Annotated in this window: 22 protein-coding genes; 9 read left to right on the forward strand and 13 right to left on the reverse strand. The window is 66.1% G+C overall.

From position 1 onward, the window contains the following. Positions 1-109: 109 nt before the first annotated feature. Positions 110-898: an SDR family oxidoreductase gene (locus ACP7BZ_RS05265; protein ID WP_426110774.1), complete on the forward strand. Its 789-nt coding sequence runs from the start codon at positions 110-112 to the stop codon at positions 896-898. Between the two features lie 33 nt (positions 899-931). Here ACP7BZ_RS05265 and ACP7BZ_RS05270 read toward each other — a convergent pair whose 3' ends face one another. The 10 genes from ACP7BZ_RS05270 to ACP7BZ_RS05315 all read right to left on the reverse strand — a co-directional run bounded on the left by ACP7BZ_RS05270 (position 932) and on the right by ACP7BZ_RS05315 (position 12,943). Beyond that, the gene (locus ACP7BZ_RS05270; RefSeq protein ID WP_426110776.1) at positions 932-2,002 is read right to left on the reverse strand and encodes a flavodoxin family protein; all 1,071 of its coding nucleotides are present in this window, start codon (positions 2,000-2,002) and stop codon (positions 932-934) included. Positions 2,003-2,216: 214 nt separating this feature from the next. Then, positions 2,217-3,512, reverse strand: a complete 1,296-nt coding sequence (locus tag ACP7BZ_RS05275) for a tetratricopeptide repeat protein (protein ID WP_426110778.1) — start codon at positions 3,510-3,512, stop codon at positions 2,217-2,219. 177 nt (positions 3,513-3,689) lie between these two features. Further along, the gene (locus ACP7BZ_RS05280) at positions 3,690-5,198 is read right to left on the reverse strand and encodes a glycoside hydrolase family 3 protein (RefSeq protein WP_426110780.1); all 1,509 of its coding nucleotides are present in this window, start codon (positions 5,196-5,198) and stop codon (positions 3,690-3,692) included. 13 nt (positions 5,199-5,211) lie between these two features. Continuing rightward, the gene (locus ACP7BZ_RS05285; RefSeq protein ID WP_426111660.1) at positions 5,212-6,222 is read right to left on the reverse strand and encodes an SIS domain-containing protein; all 1,011 of its coding nucleotides are present in this window, start codon (positions 6,220-6,222) and stop codon (positions 5,212-5,214) included. A 1-nt stretch (position 6,223) separates the two neighbouring features. Then, the gene (gene nagA / locus ACP7BZ_RS05290) at positions 6,224-7,330 is read right to left on the reverse strand and encodes an N-acetylglucosamine-6-phosphate deacetylase (RefSeq protein ID WP_426110782.1); all 1,107 of its coding nucleotides are present in this window, start codon (positions 7,328-7,330) and stop codon (positions 6,224-6,226) included. After that, entirely contained in the window at positions 7,327-8,226 is a 900-nt protein-coding gene (locus ACP7BZ_RS05295; RefSeq protein WP_426110784.1) for a BadF/BadG/BcrA/BcrD ATPase family protein, read from the reverse strand. The genes nagA and ACP7BZ_RS05295 overlap by 4 nt, the downstream gene beginning before the upstream one ends. A 270-nt stretch (positions 8,227-8,496) precedes the next feature. Then, entirely contained in the window at positions 8,497-10,482 is a 1,986-nt protein-coding gene (locus tag ACP7BZ_RS05300) for a CocE/NonD family hydrolase (RefSeq protein WP_426110786.1), read from the reverse strand. Between the two features lie 111 nt (positions 10,483-10,593). Further along, the gene (locus ACP7BZ_RS05305) at positions 10,594-11,559 is read right to left on the reverse strand and encodes an AraC family transcriptional regulator N-terminal domain-containing protein (RefSeq protein WP_426110788.1); all 966 of its coding nucleotides are present in this window, start codon (positions 11,557-11,559) and stop codon (positions 10,594-10,596) included. Positions 11,560-11,591: 32 nt separating this feature from the next. Next, a complete protein-coding gene (locus ACP7BZ_RS05310; RefSeq protein ID WP_426110790.1) occupies positions 11,592-12,443 on the reverse strand; it encodes an SDR family NAD(P)-dependent oxidoreductase in 852 nt (283 codons plus the stop codon). A gap of 221 nt (positions 12,444-12,664) precedes the next feature. Next, entirely contained in the window at positions 12,665-12,943 is a 279-nt protein-coding gene (locus ACP7BZ_RS05315; RefSeq protein WP_426110792.1) for a hypothetical protein, read from the reverse strand. A 173-nt stretch (positions 12,944-13,116) separates the two neighbouring features. Between ACP7BZ_RS05315 and ACP7BZ_RS05320 the strand changes: the two genes are divergently transcribed. From ACP7BZ_RS05320 to ACP7BZ_RS05355, 8 genes are all read left to right on the forward strand, one after another. Continuing rightward, complete coding sequence (locus tag ACP7BZ_RS05320; protein WP_426111662.1) at positions 13,117-14,040, forward strand: LysR family transcriptional regulator; 924 nt, start codon at positions 13,117-13,119, stop codon at positions 14,038-14,040. A gap of 35 nt (positions 14,041-14,075) precedes the next feature. After that, positions 14,076-14,585: a hypothetical protein gene (locus ACP7BZ_RS05325; RefSeq protein WP_426110794.1), complete on the forward strand. Its 510-nt coding sequence runs from the start codon at positions 14,076-14,078 to the stop codon at positions 14,583-14,585. Between the two features lie 8 nt (positions 14,586-14,593). Next, complete coding sequence (locus tag ACP7BZ_RS05330; RefSeq protein ID WP_426110796.1) at positions 14,594-16,219, forward strand: AAA family ATPase; 1,626 nt, start codon at positions 14,594-14,596, stop codon at positions 16,217-16,219. After that, a complete protein-coding gene (locus tag ACP7BZ_RS05335; protein WP_426110798.1) occupies positions 16,220-16,870 on the forward strand; it encodes a general secretion pathway protein GspB in 651 nt (216 codons plus the stop codon). A 16-nt stretch (positions 16,871-16,886) separates the two neighbouring features. Then, complete coding sequence (gene mobB, locus ACP7BZ_RS05340) at positions 16,887-17,381, forward strand: molybdopterin-guanine dinucleotide biosynthesis protein B (protein WP_426111664.1); 495 nt, start codon at positions 16,887-16,889, stop codon at positions 17,379-17,381. Between the two features lie 54 nt (positions 17,382-17,435). Next, on the forward strand, positions 17,436-17,636 hold the full coding sequence (locus tag ACP7BZ_RS05345) for a YjfB family protein (RefSeq protein WP_426110800.1): 201 nt from the start codon (positions 17,436-17,438) through the stop codon (positions 17,634-17,636). Positions 17,637-17,748: 112 nt separating this feature from the next. Beyond that, positions 17,749-18,030, forward strand: coding sequence for a DUF2282 domain-containing protein (locus tag ACP7BZ_RS05350; protein ID WP_426110802.1), 282 nt, complete (start codon positions 17,749-17,751; stop codon positions 18,028-18,030). A gap of 23 nt (positions 18,031-18,053) precedes the next feature. Further along, on the forward strand, positions 18,054-19,706 hold the full coding sequence (locus ACP7BZ_RS05355; RefSeq protein WP_426110804.1) for a DUF692 family multinuclear iron-containing protein: 1,653 nt from the start codon (positions 18,054-18,056) through the stop codon (positions 19,704-19,706). Between the two features lie 68 nt (positions 19,707-19,774). On the opposite strand, the gene ACP7BZ_RS05360 is transcribed toward ACP7BZ_RS05355, so the two are convergent. The 3 genes from ACP7BZ_RS05360 to fumC all read right to left on the reverse strand — a co-directional run bounded on the left by ACP7BZ_RS05360 (position 19,775) and on the right by fumC (position 21,866). Further along, the gene (locus ACP7BZ_RS05360) at positions 19,775-20,059 is read right to left on the reverse strand and encodes a DUF883 family protein (protein WP_426110806.1); all 285 of its coding nucleotides are present in this window, start codon (positions 20,057-20,059) and stop codon (positions 19,775-19,777) included. Positions 20,060-20,185: 126 nt separating this feature from the next. Then, positions 20,186-20,416 carry an RNA-binding S4 domain-containing protein gene (locus ACP7BZ_RS05365; protein ID WP_426110808.1) on the reverse strand — a complete coding sequence of 77 codons (231 nt, stop codon included), beginning with the start codon at positions 20,414-20,416 and terminating at the stop codon, positions 20,186-20,188. Positions 20,417-20,477: 61 nt separating this feature from the next. Next, on the reverse strand, positions 20,478-21,866 hold the full coding sequence (gene fumC, locus ACP7BZ_RS05370) for a class II fumarate hydratase (RefSeq protein WP_426110810.1): 1,389 nt from the start codon (positions 21,864-21,866) through the stop codon (positions 20,478-20,480). Positions 21,867-21,914: the final 48 nt, after the last annotated feature.

Consider the following 21,914-nt stretch of genomic DNA (forward strand, 5'->3'; position numbering starts at 1 on the left):
GAAAGGGTGTTGCTTTACGGCACTAGCCTGATTGCTTACAACCGAAAGTAGCAGTATCATGTTGCGTTAAGGAACTCATCTGTTCCATGGCTCAACAACGGAGTAAGCGATGGTTGGCAAGATCAAGCAGCAGCACGAAAGAACATTTGACGGCAAGGTCGTCATGGTGACGGGAGCGGCAGCCGGCATCGGTCGTGCCGCCGCGCTCGCCTTTGGCCGTGCCGGTGCCTGCGTGGTGGTGGCCGACACCTCGGTCGACGGTGGCCACGCCACCGCGGCCATGATCGTCGAAGCCGGTGGCAAGGCCCTGTTCGTCCAGGCCAACGTCGCCCGCGCTGCCGAGGTCGAAGCGCTGGTCGACAAGACGGTGGCGTATTACGGCCGCCTCGACTGCGCCTTCAACAATGCCGGCATCGAAGAAGAATCGCAGCCGCTGGCCGATTGCGAAGAAGCGTTGTTCGACCGCATCATCGACGTCAACGTCAAGGGTGCCTGGCTGTGCATGAAGTACCAGATTCGCCAGATGCTCAAGCAGGAAGGCGGCGGCGCCATCGTCAACACGGCGTCGGTGGCCGGCCTGGTGGGCGCACCCACCCAGGCGGTGTACTCGGCCAGCAAGCACGCGGTGGTCGGCATGACCAAGACGGCGGCGGCTGAATACGGCCACGCCGGCATCCGCATCAACAGCGTGTGCCCGGGCGTGATCAACACCGCCATGCTCACGCGCGCGCTGGTCCGCGAGCCCTCGCGCGAAAAGCGCCTGAAACATTTGCACCCGATCGGTCGCTTCGGCGAAGTGTCGGAAATCGCCAATGCGGCGCTGTGGCTGTGCTCCGATCAAGCGTCCTTTGTCACCGGCCACCAGCTGACGGTCGATGGCGGCCTCACCGCCATCTGACTGCGAGCCGCCTGAACGGCCCGCCCGGTTGCATCATTTCGGGCGCGGCCGCCGCAAGTTGCGGTCCGGCGCCGACAGGCGGCCGGCGCGCAGCTCGCCGACCGCCGCCGACACGGCGCGCGCGACATTTCTCACTTCTTCCTGAAAGGCCTGGTCGGCATCGAACACGTCGTGACTCTCGGCGTAGGATTCGTAGTAGCCGATAAAGCGGTCGAGCCGCGCTGCGGCGCCGGCGTCGATCAAGCCCATCCAGTCGAGCCAGTCCGACAGCCCGCGCCGCACCCCTTCGATGCCGGCGACGTCGCCGTGCACCACCACGCCGTAAGCGCGTTCGGCCAGGTGCTTGGGATAGTCCCAGCCAGCCAGTTCGAGGTCCTTGGCGACGACCGCGTTCTTGCCGTGGGTGCTGCTCGGATCAGGATTGCCGCCGTCGGCGCACACCAGCCGGTCGATCATCAGCTTGAGCACGGACGGTGTCTGGTACCAGTAGACCGGGGTGACGATGATGATGCCGTGCGCGGCCACCCATTTTTCGTAGATCTCGTTCATCCAGTCGCCGGTCTGCTGCAGCGCGTGATTCGGGTAACAGCTGCACGGCCAGTGGCACAGCGGCATGGCGGTCGAGGCGCAGCCCTTGCAGGGGTGGATGCGGCGCTCGTAGTCGGAGGTCAGCAGGCTCAGGTCGAGCAGGTCGACCTCGATGCCGTCCGCTTCGAGAATTTTGCGCGCCAACACCGTCATGCGGAAGGACTTCGACATCTCGCCGGGACAGCTGCCATCGTTGCGCGCCGAGCCATTGATGAGTAGCACGCGCGAACGCGTGGCCGGGTCTTGCTGGCGCGCTGCGAGCGCCAGCAGCTTGTCGCGGCTGGCTTTCCATTCGATCGACAGGTCGTAATCCGGATCGGCAAAGCCGGCGCCGGCCTTGACGGTGACGGGGGCTTTTCGTGACTTTTGGTAGTTATCAAAAGCGATAGTTTCCACCTTTTGCAGTTCGTCGCGCACGGCGTCGAAGCGCGGGTCGGTGAACGAGCGCTGAAAACGCAGGTGGAATTCATCCTTGTCCAGCTTGGCGGGGGCTTGCCCGGTGCGTACGTTGGTCATCGCGGTCTCGATCCATGGTCAATAGTCTGGTATCGAGTATCGGCGATGTCGGCGCTGCACAAGGTACGCCAGCGCACGCAGGCGAGCACAGCGGGCGATTCAAGGTGGGGAGGGGGAGGGCCGTGCAGTTAAGCAACAATGGGGACCGGCGCGCAGGTGCCTGTCCCCATTTTCAGTCAACGCTGGTGCGGATCAGCCGGCAACGGCTGCCGGATTACTTGGCGGCGACCGCCATGCGGTTGACCCACAGCGTCCAGTAACGCGCCAGTTCGGTGGCGCCGTCGTCGCCCTTGATGGCGTCAAAGGTTTTCAGCGCATCGGCCTTGCGGCCGGCCTTGGCGTAGGCAATCCCCAGGCGCAACTTGTAGTCGTCGGGGCGCTTGTTGATGCCCTTGGCGATGCCCTGTTCCATCAGCGCGATGCCCTTGTCGAACTGGTCCATGGTGACATAGGCGTAGCCGAGGTTGACCAGGCCGACGCCATCCTTGGCCTTGGCGGCCGCCGCTTCGCCACCGGCGATATTCTTGGCGTCGTCGAGCGCACCCTTGGTAGCGCGGTCGCGCAATTGCTTGTGCTTGGCGGCGCTGGTGCCGGTGCCCAGCACGCCAGCAGCGTAACCGGCATCGATGGCTTTTTTCGCTTCGGTGGGGAAGCCGGCCAGCAGGCTCAGCTCGCCCAGCTCGACGTATTCTTCCGGCGCCATCTGCTTTTGTGCCAGCGCTTGCAGGCGCAGGATATCGATGTCATGGGCCTGGTTATAGCCAGCCTTGCCTGGCAGGCGATGCAGCAGGTCGGTCCAGTAGTCGTCGCTCGGGTACAGCGCCACCATTTTTTCCAGCGTGCTCACGTACACCGCATTGTCCTTGACCTTCGAGGCGGCGCTGGCAAGCAGGCGCAAGTCTTCCAAGGTGGGCGCCTGGCCGGCTTTTTCGGCATCGGCCACCAGCGGCAGCAGCATGGACTTGGCGGTGGCGAAGTCGTTGCTCAGGTAGTAGGAACGGATCAGCGCCGGCGTCGCCTTGGCCGGGGTGGCGCTGTCTTTCTGGTAGCGCTTGAACCATTCGATGGCTTTTGGATAGTTCTTGGCGTTGTAGTGATAATTGCCCAGCGCCAGCACGAATTCGGCCTGGTCCGGGGCCGGCATGCGGCCCGAGCCGATTGCCGCTTCCAGCCCCGCCATCACCATGGCTTCGTTGTTGGTGGCCGAGCCGAGCGCGATCTTCATGCGGTCGAGCACGTAGATTTCGTACGGGGTCTTGGCGGGGAAGGCATCGGCCTGGGTCACGCGGTTTTGCAGTTCGGCGTAATTCTTGTCGGTCAGCAGCTGCTTGACGGCGACCGGGTCGAGCAGCTTGTAGAGCTCAGGGCGCACGGTGTCGGCTGGGGCGGCGGCGGCCGGCGCGGCAGCCGGGGTTTTCTGCGCGTGGGCGCTGCTCATCAATGCAGGTGCTGCATTCAAGCCAATGGCGGCAAGCATCAGGCTGATGCGGGCAAGGCGGAACTGGGACATGGAAAACCCTTCATTCAAAGACAAAAAATAAAATGTGCTGGCAGCGCCTGTCTTCGCTGGTGCCAGTGTGGCCGGCAAAAAATGGCAAAAAGACAACGACGCGCGAAAGAGCGTATTGTCCCATAAAGGCTGGGTGCGCCGCTCGCAATTGTGTGCAACAGAGTGTGTCGGCCGCCGTCAGGCCAGGCCAGGCACCGGCGCCGTGCCGCTGGCTTCAACCTGGCCAGCCAGCCAGTCGTTGACGGCGGCCAGCGCCGGCGCGGCAAATCCATAGGTGATCAGTGCGGGGGCGTCGATATCGAGCGCCTGGTAGGGGTTCCACAGGGCCAGGTGCAAATCCGGCTTGAAGCGCGCGCGCGCCTGCGCGCCGTAGCGCAGCCGCGAAGTCGACGCCAGCACGGTGTACCTGCCATCGGCGGGCAGCGTCGCCCAGTCGAAGGTGTCGGCGTCGGCATAGGTATGCAGCTCGACCTGGTACAGCTGGCCGAGCGACGCCGCCAGCTGCGCCGCCGACACGCCAGCCTCGGAGACGCCGTCGCTGACGCGGTCCTGGCGCATCACCAGGCGCAGCGCGCTGCCGGCCGGTGGCCTGCGCACGGATCCGCGCACGGTCAGGGCGCGTTGCCAGCCCTCGGCCATCAGCAGGCGGTCAGCCGCTTCCTCCGGATAGGCGCCTGGCGCGCACGGATAGCCGGCGGCGAGCGCATCGAGCCGTGCCAGTTTGGCGGCGACGGCATCGGCTGTGAGGGTGCCGTCGCCGATGGCAGCGGCGATGGCGGCGATGGTTTGTTCCTGCGCCGCCGGCGATCCCAGTGCCATCACCATGTCGGCGCCGGCCAACAGCGCGCTGACGGCGGCGTCGCCGACACCGTAGCGGTGGGCGATGGCGTGCATGTCCATCGAATCGGTGATCACCACGCCCTGGTAGCCGAACTGCTCACGCAGCAGGCCGCTGATGATTCTGGGCGAGAGCGTGGCCGGCAGGTCGGCATCGAGCGCAGGGTAAATGATATGCGCCGTCATCATCGCCGGTGCGTGGGGTGCGGCCTGGCGAAATGGCGCCAGCTCGAAGCGTGCCAGTTCGGCAGCGCTCTTGTCGACGCTGGGCAGGTCACGGTGGGAGTCGACGCTGGTGTCGCCGTGGCCGGGAAAGTGCTTGACGCAGCAGGCCACGCCGGCGCTCTCGCTGCCGGCCATCCAGGCCAGTGCCAGCGCGGTGGCGCGCGCCGGCTCGGCGCCGAACGAGCGCTCGGCGATGATGGGGTTGTGCGGGTTGTTGTTCAGGTCGAGCACGGGCGCGAAGTTCCAGTTAAAGCCGAGCGCCTTGACCGCGCGGGCGACGCCAGCACCGGTGCGGCGCGCCAGATCGAGGTCGTCGGCCGCGCCCAGCGCCATCGCCGACGGTGGCGCCGGCACCCAGGTGGCGCGCACCACGGCGCCGCCTTCCTGGTCGAGGGCAATCAGCGCGCGCTCGCCCATCAGCGCGCGCAAGTCGGTGTTCAGGCGCGTGAGCTGGGTGGCGTCGACCATGTTGTTGCGAAACAGGCAGACGGCACGCACGCCATTGGTTTCGATAAAAGCGCGGCTGCTGGCACTGAGCTCGCTGCCGGTCAGGCGCACCATGATCAGGCGGCCGGCCTGCTGACGGCAGGACAGGGCAGCGGTGGTGGCGGTGGTGGAGGGCATAGGGTTGTAGATCCTAATTGGTGCGGGTGACTTTGCTCAGGTGGCGCGGGTGGTCCGGGTCCATGCCGCGGGCGGCGGCTAACTGCGCGGCCATCACATAAAACGCCTGCACGGCGACGATGGCATCGAGGTCGGCGCTGGCGGCGACCGGCAAGGTCAGGTCGCGCCCGGCGACGTCATTGGGCGCGGCCAGCAGCACGCGGGCGCCGCGTCCGCGCATCTCGGTCGCCAGCTGCAGCAGGCTGGCCTGGGCCGGCCCGCGGGTGGCAAAAATGAGCAGCGGGTAGCCGTCTTCGATCAGTGCCATCGGACCGTGCTTGATCTCGGCGCCGCTGAAGGCCTCGGCCTGCAGGGCCGAGGTTTCTTTCAGCTTGAGGGCCGCTTCGAGGGCGACCGGAAAGCTGATGCCGCGGCCCACCACCATGATATTGCGCGCCGGCGCCAGTACCTCGAGGGCGGCCGACCAGTCGGCACGGGCGCCTTCCGCGAGCGCCTGCGGCAGCGCCTCCAGGCCGGCTTTCAGTTCGGCGTCGTTCTGCCAGTGCGCCACCAAGCGTGCGCTGGCCACCAGGCTGGTGATGAAGCTCTTGGTGGCCGCCACGCTGCGCTCGGTGCCGGCATGCAGCGGCATGGCCCACTCGGCCGCCGCCGCCAGTGGCGAACCGATGTCGTTGACCAGTGCGACTGTGGTGGCGCCGCCATCGCGAAAGTAGGCGGTCGGTTCGACCACGTCGGGACTCTGGCCCGATTGCGAGATGGCGATGGTGAGGGTGTCGCGCGTGACCAGCGGCGATTTATACAGCGTCAGCAGCGACATCGGCAGCGAGGCGACCACCCGGCCCAGGCGCGCCATGATCAGGTAGGCGCAGTAGTTGGCGGCGTGGTCGGAGCTGCCGCGCGCAATCGTCAGCGCCGTATTGAAATTGGTCGAGCGCAGCTTGCGGCCCAGTTCAGCGTACCGCTCGCCGTCCTGCGCCAGCTGGCGCGCCACGCATTCGCCTGCGGACAGGGCTTCTTCCAGCATCTTAGAGCTCACAGGCTTCTCCTTCGGTGTAGACGGCGGCGATGGTCAGATCGCGTTTGAGGACCACGATATCGGCGTAGCAGCCGGCCGCCAGGCGCCCCCGCTCGGCTTCGCCCAGGTAGTCGGCGGCATTGGTCGAGACGCGCCGCGACGCTTCGGCCAGGTCGAGACCCAGCGTGTGCACCAGGTTGCGCAGCGCCTGGTCCATGGTCAGGGTGCTGCCGGCCAGGGTGCCGTCGGCCAGCCGCACGCCACCCATGCACTTGTGGACCACCTGGCGGCCCAGCATGTACTGGCCGTCCGGCATGCCGGTGGCGGCGGTCGAGTCGGTCACGCAGTACAGGCGCGGAATGGCGCGCAGGGCCACCTTGATGGCGCCCGCGTGCACGTGCAGCAGGTCGGGAATGATCTCGGCGTACTCGGCGTGCGCCAGCGCCGCACCGACCATGCCGGGGCTGCGGTGGTGCAGCGGGTTCATGGCGTTGAACAGGTGCGTAAAACCGGCAGCGCCGTGCGCCAGCGCCGCCACGCCATCTTCGTAGGTGCCGCTGGTGTGGCCGATCTGCACGCGCAGGCCGGCGTCGGTGAGCGCGCGCACCAGTTCCAGGTGGCCCGGCATTTCGGGCGCCACCGTGATCAGGCGCAGCGGCGCTAAAGCCTGCAGGGCGGCGACGTCGGCCAGGCTGGCAAGGCGCGCAAAATCGGGCTGCGCGCCCAGCTTGCCGGGATTGATGTACGGCCCTTCGAGGTGGACGCCAAGGATGCGGGCGGCGCCGCGGCGCGGCTGGGCGCACGCTGCGCCGACGGCGCGCACGGCGGCGAGGATGTCGGCCGGCGGCGCCGTCATGGTCGTCGCCAGCAGGCTGGTGGTGCCGTGGCGCGCGTGCACGGCAGCGATCAGGTGGGCGCTGTCGCCCCCTTCCATCACATCGCGGCCACCACCGCCATGCACGTGCAGGTCGATAAAGCCGGGCACGATGTAGGGCGCGTCATTGGCGTCCGGGTGATTGCTGCCGCCATCGATGGCGATGATGCGCGCATTGAAGTCGATGCTGCCGTGGACCCAGCCGTGCGGGGTGAGGATGTTACCGGACAGAGTGGTGTTCATGCGCTGGCCTTGATGGGTGGGCGTTCAGGCGAATCGAGGTGGGCGGCGATCAGGCGCAGGGCGCCGCTGGCGGCGTCGCCGCGCGGCGCCTGGCAGCGCGCCGCCAGCGGCGGCGGCAAATACGCGCGCAGCGATGCACCGAGGCCGCCGCACAGGGCCAGCGGCAGCACGCCGGCCGGGTCGAGCGCGTGCGCCAGCGCCGCCACTTCGGCGGCGGCGGCGTCGAGGATGGCGCGGGCGGCACTGTCGCTGGCGGCATGCGCCACCACGATCGGCGCCAGGCTGGCGTAGCTCGTTTGCGTGGCCTGGCCGAGCCAGCGGAAGATGGCGTCGCGGCTGCCGCCGCAAGCATCGATGAGCTGTTGCGCAAACGCTGAAGGGGCGGCGCGGCCATCGAGCACGCGTTCTGCCAGGCTGACCGCGCGCAGTCCCATCCAGCCGCCACTGGCTTCGTCGCCGGCCGGGAAGCCCCAGCCGCCCGCTTCACGCACGCTGCCATCGGCCAGCAGCGCCTGCGCCACGCTGCCGGTGCCGATGGCGACGATCACCCCGGCGGCGCCGCCATGGGCGCCCAGCAGGGTGGTGCTGGCGTCGGTGTCGAGCACGATGGCGCCGTAGCCCGGATCGGCGGCGATGAAGTCGGCCGCCCAGCCCTTGTGGTGGACCCCGGCCAGACCCAGGCCGATGGCAATGCTGGCGCGTGGCGCGGCGCTCAGGCCGGCGCCGGCCCAGGCGGCGTTGACGGCGGCGTCGACGGCGGCCCAGGCCGCGGCGATGCCGAGGGCCAGGCCGGACGGGCCGGCGCGGCCCTGTGACAGTTCAGTGCCGTCGGCACGCGCCAGCCGCACGCGGGTGCCGCTGCCGCCGCCGTCGACGCCGATCAGATAATCGATCATGGAAGGGTCTTGAAGAATGAAGTCGGGCCACTATAGGTAGGACACAATAGCCTGTCAACAGGTATTTAATTGGTATTAACTCAGATAAAGTGGTATTGCTTTTGCTTATCCATTTAATTTTCTAAGTCATTGATTTAAATATAGATAAAATTTATTCTAATCAAACTGGTTTGTTTGCTGGTATCAAGTGCGATAACGAAAAAAAACCGGGGCTGGCGCCTTGCGGCGCCCGCCCCGGTTGCGTCTTGCCCCACGCTGGCGTGGTAACGCTTAGCGCGCCGCTTCCACCACGGGCAGTTCGACAAAGCTCGAATGGTAAATCCGCTGGGTCGCCTTTTTGTAATCGGCTGGTGTGGCGTCGAAAATACTCGGCACGAAGGTTTGCGGATTGCGGTCGTACAAGGGGAACCAGCTGGACTGGATCTGCACCATGATGCGGTGACCCGGCAGGAACACGTGATTGGCCGTGGGCAGGCCGAACTTGTAGCTCAGTGGTTTGTTGGCCACCAGTGCTTTGGCCGTTTGATAGCTCTCGCGGTAGCGGCCACGGAAGATGTCGGCCGAGATCATCAGCTGGTAGCCGCCCATGGCCGGATTGCTGCCGACCTGGTCGGGATACAGGTCGATCACCTTGACCACCCAGTCGGCGTCGGTGCCGCTGGTGGAGGCGATCAGGTTGGCGATCGGTTCGCCGGCGATCTTGACGGGCGCCGTCAACACCTCGGTGGTGAAGGTCAGCACGTCGGTGCGGCCGGACGCTTCGCGCTGGTCGTCAGCCAGCCAGCGCGGCCAGGTCTGGCCTTTCGCTTCGTCGTAGCCGTACGTCATGGGGCGGGCACGGTAGGGCACCGGCTTGGCCGGATCGGCGACGTATTCGTCAAAGGCGCGCTCGGCGCCGGCGGCGGCGGCACCGCCCAGCAGCAGTTTTTGCGAGGCCGCCAGGCGCAGCGGCGTCGGCTTGATGGTGCAGCCGCTGGCGCAACCAGCTGGCCATGAGGGCAGGCTGCGCCACTTGTTGGTGCCCGTCTCGAACGCCGATACCGGCGCAATTTGCGCTGGGGCCGTGCTGCCCGCCGGTGCATCTTTCAGGTAGCGGTCGAGGAAGGGACGCAGGATCTCCTGGCGAAATTGCAGGGCGGTGTCGGCGTTAAAATTGATGGCGCCGAGTTTGCTGCCGTCGCCGATGCCGCCACCGTGCGACCATGGTCCCATCACCAGGAACACCTTGTCGTTGGCAGTGTCTTTCGGTTTGATGGCCTTGTAGACGGCGATGGCGCCGTAGATGTCTTCGGCGTCCCACAGGCTGTGCACCAGCAGGGTCGGCACGGTGACCGGCTGGCGCGCCAGGATCTTGTCCATCGCCTGTTCCTGCCAGAAGCTGTCGTAAGCCGGGTGGGCCACCAGTTTTTGCCAGAAGCCGCTTTGGGTCACGCCGCGCTGGCGCGCCAGCGCGCCCGCCGAACCGGCGCGCAGATAGGTATCGTAATCGTCGAAGGTGCCGGTGAACCACTTGGCGTCATTGCGGCGGGTGACCACCTGCTCGAGCACATACGACAGATTGATCTGGCGGAAGGCGCCGTGGTGGAACCAGTCGTCGCCCATCCAGCCGTCGACCATGGGATTCATCGGCACCGACACCTTCAACGCCGGGTGCGGATTGACCAGTGCCATCAGCGGCAGGAAGCCGTCGTAGGAAATGCCGATGATGCCGACCTTGCCGTTCGATTCGGGCACGTTCTTGGTCAGCCACTCGATGGTGTCCCAGGTGTCGGTCGAATGGTCGACCGGGGTCGGATTGAGGGCACCAGCGAGCGGCCGGTTCATCACGTAGTCGCCTTCGGAGCCGTATTTGCCGCGCACGTCCTGCACCACGCGGATGTAGCCGCCTTCGACGATGACGTCGGCGGCGTTGTCGTAGCCCTGCAGGATGGCCAGCATGTCGGAGCTGTCGGCGTGGCTGGTCAGGCCATTGGCGTCATACGGCGTGCGGGTGAGCAGCATCGGCGCGCCTTTGGCGTTGCGCGGGATGATGACGATGGTATTGAGCTTGGTGCCATCGCGCATGGGCACCATCAGCGTGCGCTTGATGTAATTGAAGCTGTCGGTGACGGGCTTGAATTCGGCCGGCGTCTCCGATGGGTAGTTCTGGTACAGCGTGGCCGTCGACGGCACCGTCTGGGCGTGGGCGGCAGCGGCCAGCACCATGACAGCGGCGAGCGCGATGGGGGTGAGGCGGCGGGCAAAACGTGACTGCATGGTGGGCCTTGTTAAACGGTTGTCGATGGGATGCGGCGGTAAATATGCCCTCGGGGCCATGCACTCGGCAGGCCGCGAATACAGTATCACAAACACAAGCGCCGGTGCGAGCTACTGGCGGAAGGTGACGGTATCGATAGCGCCATCACCAGCGGCAGCGGCGCCAGCCTCGCGCAGGCGTGACATGTCGCGCGTCGGTGCGCTGCCGAAGTGCCGCGCATACTCGCGGCTGAACTGCGAGGCGCTCAGGTAGCCGACCTTCTGGCCGGCCACGCCAGCATCGATGCCGGTAGCGAGCATCAGCCGGCGTGCTTCCTGCAGGCGCAGGGTCTTTTGAAATTGCAGGGGGCTCATCGAGGTATGCGACTTGAACTGCTGGTGCAGCGACGACGCGCTCATGTGCGCCATGGACGCCATGTCGTCGACCCGCAGCGGCTGATCGAAATGGTCGCGGATCCACGCCACCACCCTGGCCACCCGGTGCGACTGCGCACGCCCGAGTTGCGCCAGGCGCGGGCCGAAGTCACTGCGCAGCAGGCGAATCAGGATTTCATCGACGATCAGGGGCGCCAGCAGGGCGGCGTCCTGCGCTTGTCCGGCCAGCGCCGTCAGCCGCGCGGCGGCGTCGACGATCGCCGCGCTGGCTTTGACCACGTACACGGCGCGCTGCTGGCGGAGCGACGGCACACCGTCCGGATAAACCTGCAGGATCAGGGCAGCCAGGCGGTCGAGGTCGAAGTCCAGGCGCAGCGACAGGTAGGGCGCCGCCACGCTGGCCTGGCGGATCATGGCGGCGATCGGCACATCGAGTGAAAAAATCAGCATGCGCGCGGGATCGTAATCGACCGCTTCGTCGCCCAGCATCACCGTCTTGGCGCCCTGGGCGACGATGCACAGGGCAGGGCGGTGCATGCCGTGCACCAGTTCGCGGCTGATGGTCGAGGTGCGCACGGCGTGGGCGCCGCCCACCCCCAGCGCAAAGCTTCCATCGCGCGGCGCGGCCGCCTGCAGCAGCGCCGCCAGGCGGCGCAGGCCGACGTCGAAGGGGAGGGGGGCGGCAAAGGCATCGGCGTCCATGGCGGCAGCATACACGGGGCCGGCCTGCAGAATCAATTGCGATGATCGGTCGACGCTGACCACTGCGCGCTCGCCTGCGCCTCGGCGTGGCGCGCCGCCAGCGCTGCGGTGGTCATGGCGACGGCGTCGCTACCGGCGAGGAACTGGCGCGGCGGCCTGGCCATCGCCGCCAGTGCGACGATGGCCGTCGCCAGCCTGACCGGATCGCCCAGCTGCTTGCCGTGATAGGCGCCATACGCCTCGGCCACGCTGCCATGGGCGGCGTAGTCGTCGATCGAGGCGGCGCCGTAGCGCACCGACGAGGCGTCGAGAAAATCGGTGCGGAAGAAGCCCGGTTCGACCGCCGTGACAGCGATGCCGAAGCGCTGCAATTCCAGTGCCAGCGATGCCGACAGTCCTTCGATGGCGTATTTGCTGGCGCAGTAGACGGCTGCGCCGTCAAAGCCGGTGACGCCGGCCACCGATGAGATGTTGATGACGTGCCCCGCGCGCTGCGCGCGCATGACCGGCAGCACCACGCGCAGCACGTGCATGACGCCGTGGACGTTGACGGCGAACTGCTGCTCGATCTGCGCGCTGCTCAATTCTTCGAAATGGCCAAGCAGGCCGTAAGCGGCATTGTTGACCAGGACGTCGATGCGGCCGAAGCGGGCCATTGCCACCTTGACGGCATCGAGCGCGTCCTGTTCACTGGCCACATCGTGCTGCACCAGGGCGATGCGAGCGTCATCGATGTGACCATAGGCGGCCTGCAAGTGCGCCAGCTGGCGGGCGCTGGCGAGAACCCGATCACCCGCCGCCAGCGCCGCTTCGACGACACGCGCGCCGATGCCGCGGGCGGCACCGGTGACGAACCATACTTTACTGTTGCTCGATTTATTCATGTTGCTGCTCCGTTGATGAACCACCGGGGTGGCGACGACGAGCATGGTAAAAGGCGGCACGGCGCGCCGTTTGCCTGAAACTCCAGGGTGCTGACGCATTTGTGCGGATCGGCGCCGATCAAGACAGTGCAGCTAAAAAAAGGGCCCGGTCATAGTTGAGCGGGCCCTTGCGCGTGTGGTCGGCGACGCACGCTGGCGCCGCCGTGATGGATCGGTGTAAATTAATTTTTTGCCAGTTCCAGCTGCACTTCCAGCATGGTTTTGTAGTGGGCGACGAAATCGACTGCTTCGGCGTGCACGTCGGCGCGGCTGCGCGAAGCGGGCACGTTCACGCTGGTCATGCCGTTCACGCTAGGCAGGTTCAGGGCCTGGGCAGTGGCGCTGATCGCGGCAGCACTGCTGACGGGGGCAGCGCTGGCGCTCTGGCCGGCATCGGCGGCGAATGCCGGGCTGGCAATGATGGCAAACGCAGCGGCGGCAATGAGGGACTTGGTGTGCATGGTAGAGCTCCTGAAGATGGATGAGCGTGCAGCCAGCGGCTGCGGCGCGGAAGGCCGTTCGCCTTTCCATGTGAATCAGTCTACGCCTTGCAGTATCTGCAAAAAAGCCTAATAATCGCAATGCACAATTTCGTAATCCGCAATAATACTGCAGCCAGCCTGAGGGAAATACCATCGACCGCCTGATTTCCATGCGCGTATTTGTCCGGGTCGTTGAACTGGGCAGCTTCGCGCGTGCCGCCGCCGCCCTCGATATGTCGGCTGCCGTGGTCACCCGCAACGTCGCCGATCTGGAGGCGCACCTGGGCACGCGCCTGCTCAACCGCACCACACGCCGCCTGTCGCTGACGGAAACGGGTACCCAGTATGTCGAGCGGGTGCGGCACATCCTGGCCGACATCGACGACGCCGACGCGGTCGCCGCCAGCAGCGCGCGCCAGCCCAGCGGCACCTTGCGTATTTATTGTCAGCCCGGCTTCGGCAACGCCCAGCTGGCCGCGCTGCTGCCCCGTTTTGCCGCCCTGATGCCGGGGGTGGTGCTCGATGTCACCCTGTCCGATCACGATGTCGACCTGGTGCAGGAGGCCTATGACGTCGGCATTTTCATCGACCTGCAAAAATTCGACAGCAGCCTGATCGCCCGCCGCCTGGCCATGTCGACGGTGGTGCTGTGCGCCTCGCCCGACTACGTGGGGCGCCATGGCGCACCGGCCACCCCGCTCGAGGTGGCGGCCCACCCGTGCCTGAACTTCGCCTATGAACAGTTGCGGCACCACTGGATGATCGAGTGGCAGGGCAAGCAGGTCAGCGTGCCGGTGCATAGCCGCATGGTCTCGAACAGCGGCGAAGTGCTGCGCCAGGCGGCGCTGGCCGGCCTCGGCGTGATGCTGCAAACCTCGTATATGGTGAAGGACGATTTCGATCGCGGCCGGCTGCTACGGCTGCTGCCGGTACAGCGCCTGGGCCAGGTGTCGGTGATGATGGTCTATCCCAGCCGGCGCCTGCTGTCGGCCAAGGTGCGCGGCTTTGTCGACTTCATGAGCGCGCAGTTTCCGCAACCGGAGAGCGATCCGTGGTTGAGTGCCGGCGTGGCATAATGCGCCAGCAGCGAGCCCACCGTCCGGATATTTGCATGCCCCAGCCTATCGCCATGGCGCGCGCCGGCGTCGCACCGCGCCGCCTGGCCGCCCTGTTGTCTGTATTATTTGCCGTGCTGTGCCCGAGCGCCGCGCGCGCTGCGCCGTCCACTTTCGGCCCGGTGATCGGCAGCGCGCTGCTGTGCCGCAGTGGCCTCGACAATGCCTATTTTTACCGCTGGCTGATCGATAACGTCGGCCCCTCTTACAAGCATGAAGGCGGCGCCTACTGGTTCAAGGTCGACGCCACCCTGTGGGGCGCCGCGGTCAAAGAAGTGATGGTCAGCGACGACAGCAGCGAGGTGGTGTTCCTCGCCGCCGTCATCGATATGGCGCCCGACAAGCTCGATGAGGCTATCCGGGTCGCGGCCGGGCCGCGCCACCGCGCGCAGGATGCCGCGCGCTACCCGCAGCGCGAATCGCAGCCGGGCAGCCAGATTGTCTACTTCAAGGAAAAGGCGAAAATCTACTGCCTCAAATACAAGCCGCTGCCGACCCTTCCCTAGATCCGCCCATGTACACCCAATTTTTCAATCTCAGGCAGCCGCCATTTTCGATCGCCCCCGATCCGCGCTACCTGTTCATGAGCGAGCGTCACCGCGAAGCGCTGGCCCACCTGCTCTACGGCGTCGGCAGCGGCGGCGGCTTTGTGCTGCTGACCGGCGAGATCGGCGCCGGCAAGACCACGGTGTGCCGCTGCTTCATCGAGCAGATTCCCGCCAACTGCAGGCTGGCCTACATCTTCAATCCGAAGCTGTCGGTGGAAGAGCTGCTGCTGTCGATCTGCGACGAATTTGGCATTGCGCTGGCGCCCGCGGGGGCCGGCGCGGTCAGCGTCAAGGTCTACGTCGACGCCATCAACGCCTACCTGCTCGACAGTCACGCACAGGGCTTGAACAATGTGCTGGTGATCGATGAAGCGCAAAACCTGTCGGCCGACGTGCTCGAACAACTGCGCCTGCTGACCAACCTGGAAACGAGCGAGCGCAAGCTGCTGCAGATCATTCTGATCGGCCAGCCGGAATTGCGCACCATGCTGGCCCGGCCCGAGCTGGAACAGCTGGCGCAGCGGGTGATCGCGCGCTATCACCTGGGCTCGCTGTCGGCGCTGGAAACGCGCAGCTACGTGGCGCACCGGCTGGCGGTCGCTGGTGCTGGCGCTGGCAATCCGTTTTCGGCGCGGGTGACGGCGCTGGTCCATGCGCTCACCGGCGGCGTGCCGCGCCGCATCAACCTGCTGTGCGACCGCGCCTTGCTGGGCGCCTATGTCGAGAATGTGGCGCAGGTCAGCCGGCCTATTTTGCGGCGCGCTGCTGCCGAAGTATTCGGTGCCGGCGCGGGCGCGCCAACAGGGCGCCGCTGGCCGCTGGCGGCGGCCGCGCTGCTCGCCTGCGCTGTCGCCGCTGCGGCCGGCTGGCAGATCGCGCTGCAGACGGCGCCTGCGCCGCGCCCGCTGGCGCAGGCGCCCGTTAACATGCCGATGCCGGCGCCGATGCCGGCGCCGCGCACGCTCGCCGCGCCCACGGTGCCCAGCAAGGTCGAGCCAATTTCCGCCTACGGCAGCGTCGACGATGCCTTGCCTGAACTGGCCCTGCTGTGGCATGCCACGCTGGGCGCCGATGCGCCCTGTCAGGCCGCGCTGAAGGATAATTTGCACTGCTATCAGGGCAAGGGCGGCCTGTACGAACTGCGTCTGCTCGACCGCCCCGCCATTTTGAGCCTGCACGAGGGGGCGCAGGTGGGCTATGTGGTGCTGGTTAAACTGACGGAAACGACGGCCACCGTGCGCATGAAAGGGGTGACCCGGGAGTTGAGCGTAGCCGCGGTGGCGGCGCGCTTCGACGGCCAGTACACCACCCTGTGGGCGGCGCCGCGGGCGTTTCGCGATCAGTTCGGCGTCAGCGACAGCGGCGCCGATGTCGACTGGATCGGCGCCCGCCTGGCTGAACTCAATGACCTGAAAGCGCCGCCACTGGGGCAAGCGTTCGACAGCCGCACGCGCGCGCAGCTGCGCAAGTTCCAGGGCCAGCAAAATTTGAAGGCCGATGGCGTGGCGGGACCACGCACGTATATGCGGCTCAACCAGTTGAGCGGGGTGATCGAGCCGCGCCTGCTGGCGATGACACCGCGGGGACGCTAGATGTCGTACATTCTCGAAGCTTTGAAAAAGGCCCAGGCCGAACGGCAGCTGGGCACCGCGCCGACCCTCACCGCGGTCGCGGTGGGCGCGCCGACAGCGGCGCCGCGGCGCCGCGTGCCGCTGCCCGCCATCGGCGCTGGCGCAGTGGTGGCAGTGGCGCTGGTGGCGCTGGCGGCGGCGCTGCTGCGGCCAACGCCGCTGCCGACACCGGCACCAGCACCGATAGCTGCGCCGGCGCCGGCAGCACCGGCCCCGAGCGCGGCCGCGCCGGTGAAGGTGGCGGCGCCAGTGCTGGCAGTCGCGCCGCCGTCGAAGCCGCTGCCACCGGCGGTGTCCGTTGCACCGGCGGCGCTGCGCGCTGCGCCCGTGCTTGCCACGGCAACTGCCACGCCCGCCAAGCCGAGCGCCGCCAGCGCCGATGACGGCGTGCCAGCCCTGCGCGATTTGCCCGAGCAGTTACGCGCCGCCATTCCGCCACTCCACTTCGGTGGCTATATGTATTCGAACAATCCGGCCGACCGCCTGGTCCTGATCGACAAGGTGCTACGGCACGAAGGCGAAGAAGTGGCGCCCGGGCTGGTGCTGGAAAAACTGCTGCCGAAGGCGGCGCTGATGAATTACAGGGGAACCCGCTATAAAGTCGCCTACTAATACCAACATCACCACCATCCTGGGCGTGGTTGGCTGGTCCGGCAGCGGCAAGACCACGCTGCTCGAATACCTGGTGGCGGCGCTGGCCGCGCGCGGGCTGCGCATCAACGTCATCAAGCACAGTCACCACGACGTCCTGCTCGAGCCGCCGCACAAGGACAGCGCGCGCCTGCGCATGGCCGGCGCTGCCGAGGTCATGCTCGCTTCGCCGTTCCGGCTGGCGGTCATGCGCGAACTGCGCGGGACGCCTGAACCGTCGCTAATGGAACATGTGGCGCGGCTGGCGCCGGCCGACCTGACCGTGGTGGAAGGCTATAAATGGGAGCCGATCGACAAGCTCGAAGTGTTCCGTCCGGCGCTCGGCAAGCCGGCCCTGTACGTCAACGACAGCCATATCGTGGCGGTGGCGTCGGATGCGCCGCGGCCGGCCGATGCCGGGCCGGCGCTGGTCTGGCTCGACCTCAACGATCCGCACACGGTACTAGCCTGGTTGAATGCACGGCTCGCCTAAAGTTCTGGCGACGATCGTCGTTAACAGTGCAGAAGTCCACCACTGGAGACTGCCATGGATATCACCGGAATTGCAAAACTGTCAACGAGCATCGCCGAAACCGGCAATGCCCAGGAAATCGGCCTGGCCATGCTGAAGAAATCGCAGGACATCGCCGCGTCGACCGCCACCCAGCTGCTCGATGCCGTGCAGGCGGCGCCGTCGGTGCAAAATTTGCCTGCGCACCTGGGTAACACCATCAATACCAAAGCCTGAGTCATACAGCAGGCAGGCAGGGCGCCCGACGGCGGGCGGCCAGCGCGCTGATCGGGTACGGCAGGTGAGCGGCGTCAGTGTAAAATTGCGTCATCTTGATCAGGAGTCTGCCATGAACCAACGCCATCTTCTTCTCGCTGCCGCCCTCGCCAGCGTGTGCACCGCTGCCGCTGCCGATGAGAAAAAAATCGACAATGAACAGTGCTTTGGCGTTGCCAAGGCCGGTCAAAACGATTGCGCCGCCGCCGACGGCTCGCATGGCTGCGCCGGCATGGCCAAGACCGACAACAGCGTTCACGAGTGGAAGTATGTGGTCAAGGGCAGCTGCCTGAAAGCAGGCGGCAAGCTGGCCAGCGCCAAGGGCGGCCCGGTGATGGGCGACGGCGCCAAATAAGTCGGCAACGCTGGCAGCCGTCGATGCCGAAGCCGATGTTTGCGGGCGGCGTCGGTGTCGGCCTGCGCGCGCCGCACTACCGCGAGTTCCTGCAGGCGCCGCAGCGGGCGGTCGACTGGCTCGAAGTTCACGCTGAAAATTATCTGCACCTGTCCGGCTGGGATGGCCATGTGCTGCAACGGCTGCGGCGCGACTATCCTGTCAGCTTGCACGGCGTCGGTCTGGGCCTCGGTTCAGTACACGGCTTTTCCAGCGCTCATCTGGAACGGCTGCGCCGGCTGGCCGGGCGCATCGAACCGGTCCTCATTTCCGAACACTTGAGCTGGAGCGCACTGGCCGAACAACAGCTGTGCGACTTGCTGCCGCTGCCCCTGGCGCGCAGCGCCTTTGACCTGTTGGTCTGCCGCATCGATCAGGTGCAGCAGGCGCTCGGCCGCACCATCCTGCTGGAAAACGTCTCGACCTACGTGCGGTATCACGCCGATGCGATGAGCGAGGCGCAGTTTCTCGCCGAGCTGGCGCGCCGCACGGGCTGCGGCGTGCTGCTCGACCTGAATAATCTGTACGTCAACCAGTGCAACCATGGCGAAGACGCCTTGTCTGCCATCGCCACCCTGGCCAGGCTGGCGCCGGGCGCGGTGGCGGAGATCCACCTGGCTGGCCACCTGGTCACGCCGGTGGCGCTGGTCGATCATCATGGCGCCCCGGTGTGCGCCGCCGTCTGGGAACTGTACGGGGCGGCCCTGCGCGCGTTCGGCCCGACCCCGACCCTGATCGAGTGGGACACCGATATCCCTGCCTTGTCCGTGCTGCTCGCTGAAGCGGACAAGGCGCGGGCGCTGGCGGCCACGCTGACTGACGCTCGACCAGTCTCGACATGGCGTACCGATGCCGCTGCACCTGCATGGCCGTCGACCAGCACCGGGTTGGCCGCCAGCCAGCGCCAGTTTGCTGCCGCCCTGCGCGATGCGGCCGCCGCCGACATCAGCAGCTTTGCCGGTTCACAAGTGAGCCAGCGGCTCGCCATGTACCGGGGGCAGCAGCGCGGTACATGGCACAAGACCCTGGCGGCAGCCTTTCCCGTGCTGCAGCAACTAGTGGGCGACGAATTTTTCGCCGGCGCCAGCGCGGCCTTCGGACTGGCGCAGCCGCCGCGCGAGGCCGACCTGAATGCCTTCGGCGCCGCCTTTCCTGATTTTTTGGCCAATTTTGCACCGGCGGCCGACTATCCCTACCTGGCCGACATGGGCCGCCTCGAATGGGCGCTGCATTGCGCGTATTTTGCCGACGATGCCGTCGCCGTCAGCGCGCTCGACCTGGCCGGCTGGACCCCGCAACGCTTCGATGACGCCCGCTTTGTTCTGGCACCGGCGGTCACGCTGATGGCCGCGCCCTGGCCGCTGGCCAGTTTGTGGCACGCCCACCATGGCGGCCCCTGGCCGTCAACGATGGCCGCTTCTGAACAGTGGGTGGTGGCGCGGCCGCGCTGGCAGGCCACCCTGACGCCATTGACGCTGGCCAGTCTGGCGGCCCTGCGCAGCGTGCAGCAGGGCACAACCATGGGCGTTGCCATCGATGCCGCACTGGCGCTCGACGCCGGCTTCGACCTCGGCGCCGCGCTGGCCCAATGGCTCTCGCTGGGACTGCTGGTGCAGCGCCAGCACGCCACTTGCTAGCCGGCGCTGGCGGCCAAGGCGAAAAAAACGGCGCCACGCGGGCGCCGTTCATCAATGCGGATAGAGCGTTAGTGAAACGCCCGCAGCACGCGCGCTTCGCCGGTGCTGTCGGCATGCTGCACGCTGGCCGCATGGGTCGCTACCATCATCCGCTCGAGCTGGGCGTCTTCGAAACGGGCCAGTTCTTCGGTGGCGGCGTTCAAGGCCTGAGCCAGCTTTTCGCGCGCATTTTGGTACAGTCTGCTGGTGTACTGGTCCGTATTTTTGAGTAATTCTTCCGCATTTTCGATCACGACGCGCAGGTCGCCGATCAGCCGTTGCTGGCTTGGCTCGTTATCGTTGGGCCCGTTCATGGCATCCCCTTTGGCCGGTTAGTGACGTCTTATGATATGAGCAAGCAAGCCCGCGCGATGTTGTGACGCCGCAAACCGAAAGGTCTCCCGCTGTCCCACTTACCTCGAGCATGATAAATCGCAGCCTCAACCGCCTTCGGCAGCCGCTACCACGCTGATGCGCACATCGCCAAGGCTGACCGTCTGGCCAGCACGGATCTTGGCGGTCTTGCGCAGTTCCGTCTGGCCGTCGACATTGATGGCCCCGCTGGCCACCAGATTCTTGCCGGCACCGCCGCTGTCGACCAGGCCGACCAGCTTGAGCAGCTGATTGACTTCGACAAAGTCATCGTTGAGTTCGAATGTAAGTGATTGCATAGTATCTTATTGAAATATTAATCTTCGTTAAACCACGCACACATGGCTGTACATTAAACCATTATCCTGGACGGGTCATGGCGATCGGTACAATCCAGTCATCGAACTGTTGTTCGCTTACAAAACCCAGTTGCAGGGCGGCCTGCTTGAGGGTCAAGTCCTCGTGCTGGGCCAGCTTGGCGATCTGCGCCGCGCGGTCGTAACCGATGTGCGGCGTCAGCGCCGTCACCAGCATCAGTGAGCGATCCATCAATTCGGCAATGCGGCCGCGGTTGGCGCTGATGCCCTGCACGCAATGGCGGTCGAACGACAGCATGCCGTCGGCCAGCAGGCGCGCGCTTTGCAGGAAGTTGTGGGCAATCATTGGCTTGAACACATTCAATTCAAAGTTGCCCGAGGCGCCGCCGATGGTGATGGCGACATCGTTGCCGAATACCTGGCAGCACAGCATGGTCAGCGCTTCGCACTGGGTGGGGTTGACCTTGCCGGGCATGATGGAACTGCCCGGCTCGTTTTCCGGGAGACTGATTTCGCCCAGGCCCGAGCGCGGCCCGGATGCCATCCAGCGCACATCGTTGGCCATTTTCATCAAGGCGGTGGCCAGCGTCTTGAGGGCGCCGTGCGCCGCCACCAGTGCGTCGTGGCCAGCCAGGGCGGCAAATTTGTTGGGCGCCGTCATGAAGCCGATGCCGGTGCGCGCCGCCAGTTCGTTGGCGATGCGGCCGGCGAACTCGGGATGGGCGTTCAAACCCGTGCCCACCGCGGTGCCGCCGGCGGCCAGCAGCAGCACGCCGTGCAAGGCTTGCTGCAACAGGTGACCGGCGTACTCGAGCTGGGCGCCGTAGCCGGAAAACTCTTGCCCCAGCGTCAGTGGCGTGGCGTCCTGCAAGTGGGTGCGGCCGATCTTGACGATGTCGGCAAACTCGCCCGATTTCTGCTCGACCGTGCCACGCAATTGCGCCAGCGCCGGCAATACCGCGTGCACCAGAGAAATGGCGGCGGCGACGTGCATGGCCGTAGGAAAGATGTCATTCGACGACTGCCCCATGTTGACATGATCGTTGGGGTGCAGCAGGCGCCCCTCGCCCCGTTCACCACCGAGGATTTCCGAGGCGCGGTTGGCCAGCACCTCGTTCATGTTCATATTTGACTGGGTACCGGAACCGGTCTGCCAGACGGCCAGCGGGAACTGGTCGGCATGCTGGCCAGCGAGCACTTCGTCGGCGGCGGCGATGATGGCGTCGGCCAGCCGGTCGTCGAGCTTGCCCAGCGAGCGGTTCACTGCGGCGGCGCCGCGTTTGACCTGGGCCAGTGCGGCGATCAGTTCGGGCGCCATGCGCTCGGTGGAAATATGGAAGTGGTGCAGCGAACGTTCCGTCTGCGCGCCCCACAGGCTGGCGCCGGCCACCTCGATGGGGCCAAAGCTGTCCTTCTCGATCCGGTGTGTCATCGATGATCCTTTCTTTTAATTTTGCGCGGAACTAAAGAGTTTACTCCA

The organism is Massilia sp. PWRC2, from assembly GCF_049896725.1.
Taxonomy (GTDB): Bacteria; Pseudomonadota; Gammaproteobacteria; order Burkholderiales; family Burkholderiaceae_D; genus JAFCUW01.

Excerpts from the sequence above, each read along its gene's own strand:
- ACP7BZ_RS05335 (WP_426110798.1), top strand. The coding sequence starts at position 16,220 with ATGTCGTACATTCTCGAAGCTTTGAAAAAGGCCCAGGCCGAACGGCAG.
- ACP7BZ_RS05275 (WP_426110778.1), bottom strand. The coding sequence starts at position 3,512 with ATGTCCCAGTTCCGCCTTGCCCGCATCAGCCTGATGCTTGCCGCCATT.
- ACP7BZ_RS05365 (WP_426110808.1), bottom strand. The coding sequence starts at position 20,416 with ATGCAATCACTTACATTCGAACTCAACGATGACTTTGTCGAAGTCAAT.
- ACP7BZ_RS05345 (WP_426110800.1), top strand. The coding sequence starts at position 17,436 with ATGGATATCACCGGAATTGCAAAACTGTCAACGAGCATCGCCGAAACC.
- ACP7BZ_RS05265 (WP_426110774.1), top strand. The coding sequence starts at position 110 with ATGGTTGGCAAGATCAAGCAGCAGCACGAAAGAACATTTGACGGCAAG.
- ACP7BZ_RS05285 (WP_426111660.1), bottom strand. The coding sequence starts at position 6,222 with ATGCTGGAAGAAGCCCTGTCCGCAGGCGAATGCGTGGCGCGCCAGCTG.
- ACP7BZ_RS05300 (WP_426110786.1), bottom strand. The coding sequence starts at position 10,482 with ATGCAGTCACGTTTTGCCCGCCGCCTCACCCCCATCGCGCTCGCCGCT.
- nagA (WP_426110782.1), bottom strand. The coding sequence starts at position 7,330 with ATGAACACCACTCTGTCCGGTAACATCCTCACCCCGCACGGCTGGGTC.
- ACP7BZ_RS05360 (WP_426110806.1), bottom strand. The coding sequence starts at position 20,059 with ATGAACGGGCCCAACGATAACGAGCCAAGCCAGCAACGGCTGATCGGC.
- ACP7BZ_RS05330 (WP_426110796.1), top strand. The coding sequence starts at position 14,594 with ATGTACACCCAATTTTTCAATCTCAGGCAGCCGCCATTTTCGATCGCC.
- ACP7BZ_RS05315 (WP_426110792.1), bottom strand. The coding sequence starts at position 12,943 with ATGCACACCAAGTCCCTCATTGCCGCCGCTGCGTTTGCCATCATTGCC.
- ACP7BZ_RS05280 (WP_426110780.1), bottom strand. The coding sequence starts at position 5,198 with ATGCCCTCCACCACCGCCACCACCGCTGCCCTGTCCTGCCGTCAGCAG.
- ACP7BZ_RS05295 (WP_426110784.1), bottom strand. The coding sequence starts at position 8,226 with ATGATCGATTATCTGATCGGCGTCGACGGCGGCGGCAGCGGCACCCGC.
- ACP7BZ_RS05305 (WP_426110788.1), bottom strand. The coding sequence starts at position 11,559 with ATGGACGCCGATGCCTTTGCCGCCCCCCTCCCCTTCGACGTCGGCCTG.
- ACP7BZ_RS05310 (WP_426110790.1), bottom strand. The coding sequence starts at position 12,443 with ATGAATAAATCGAGCAACAGTAAAGTATGGTTCGTCACCGGTGCCGCC.
- ACP7BZ_RS05325 (WP_426110794.1), top strand. The coding sequence starts at position 14,076 with ATGCCCCAGCCTATCGCCATGGCGCGCGCCGGCGTCGCACCGCGCCGC.
- ACP7BZ_RS05355 (WP_426110804.1), top strand. The coding sequence starts at position 18,054 with ATGCCGAAGCCGATGTTTGCGGGCGGCGTCGGTGTCGGCCTGCGCGCG.
- ACP7BZ_RS05350 (WP_426110802.1), top strand. The coding sequence starts at position 17,749 with ATGAACCAACGCCATCTTCTTCTCGCTGCCGCCCTCGCCAGCGTGTGC.
- fumC (WP_426110810.1), bottom strand. The coding sequence starts at position 21,866 with ATGACACACCGGATCGAGAAGGACAGCTTTGGCCCCATCGAGGTGGCC.
- ACP7BZ_RS05270 (WP_426110776.1), bottom strand. The coding sequence starts at position 2,002 with ATGACCAACGTACGCACCGGGCAAGCCCCCGCCAAGCTGGACAAGGAT.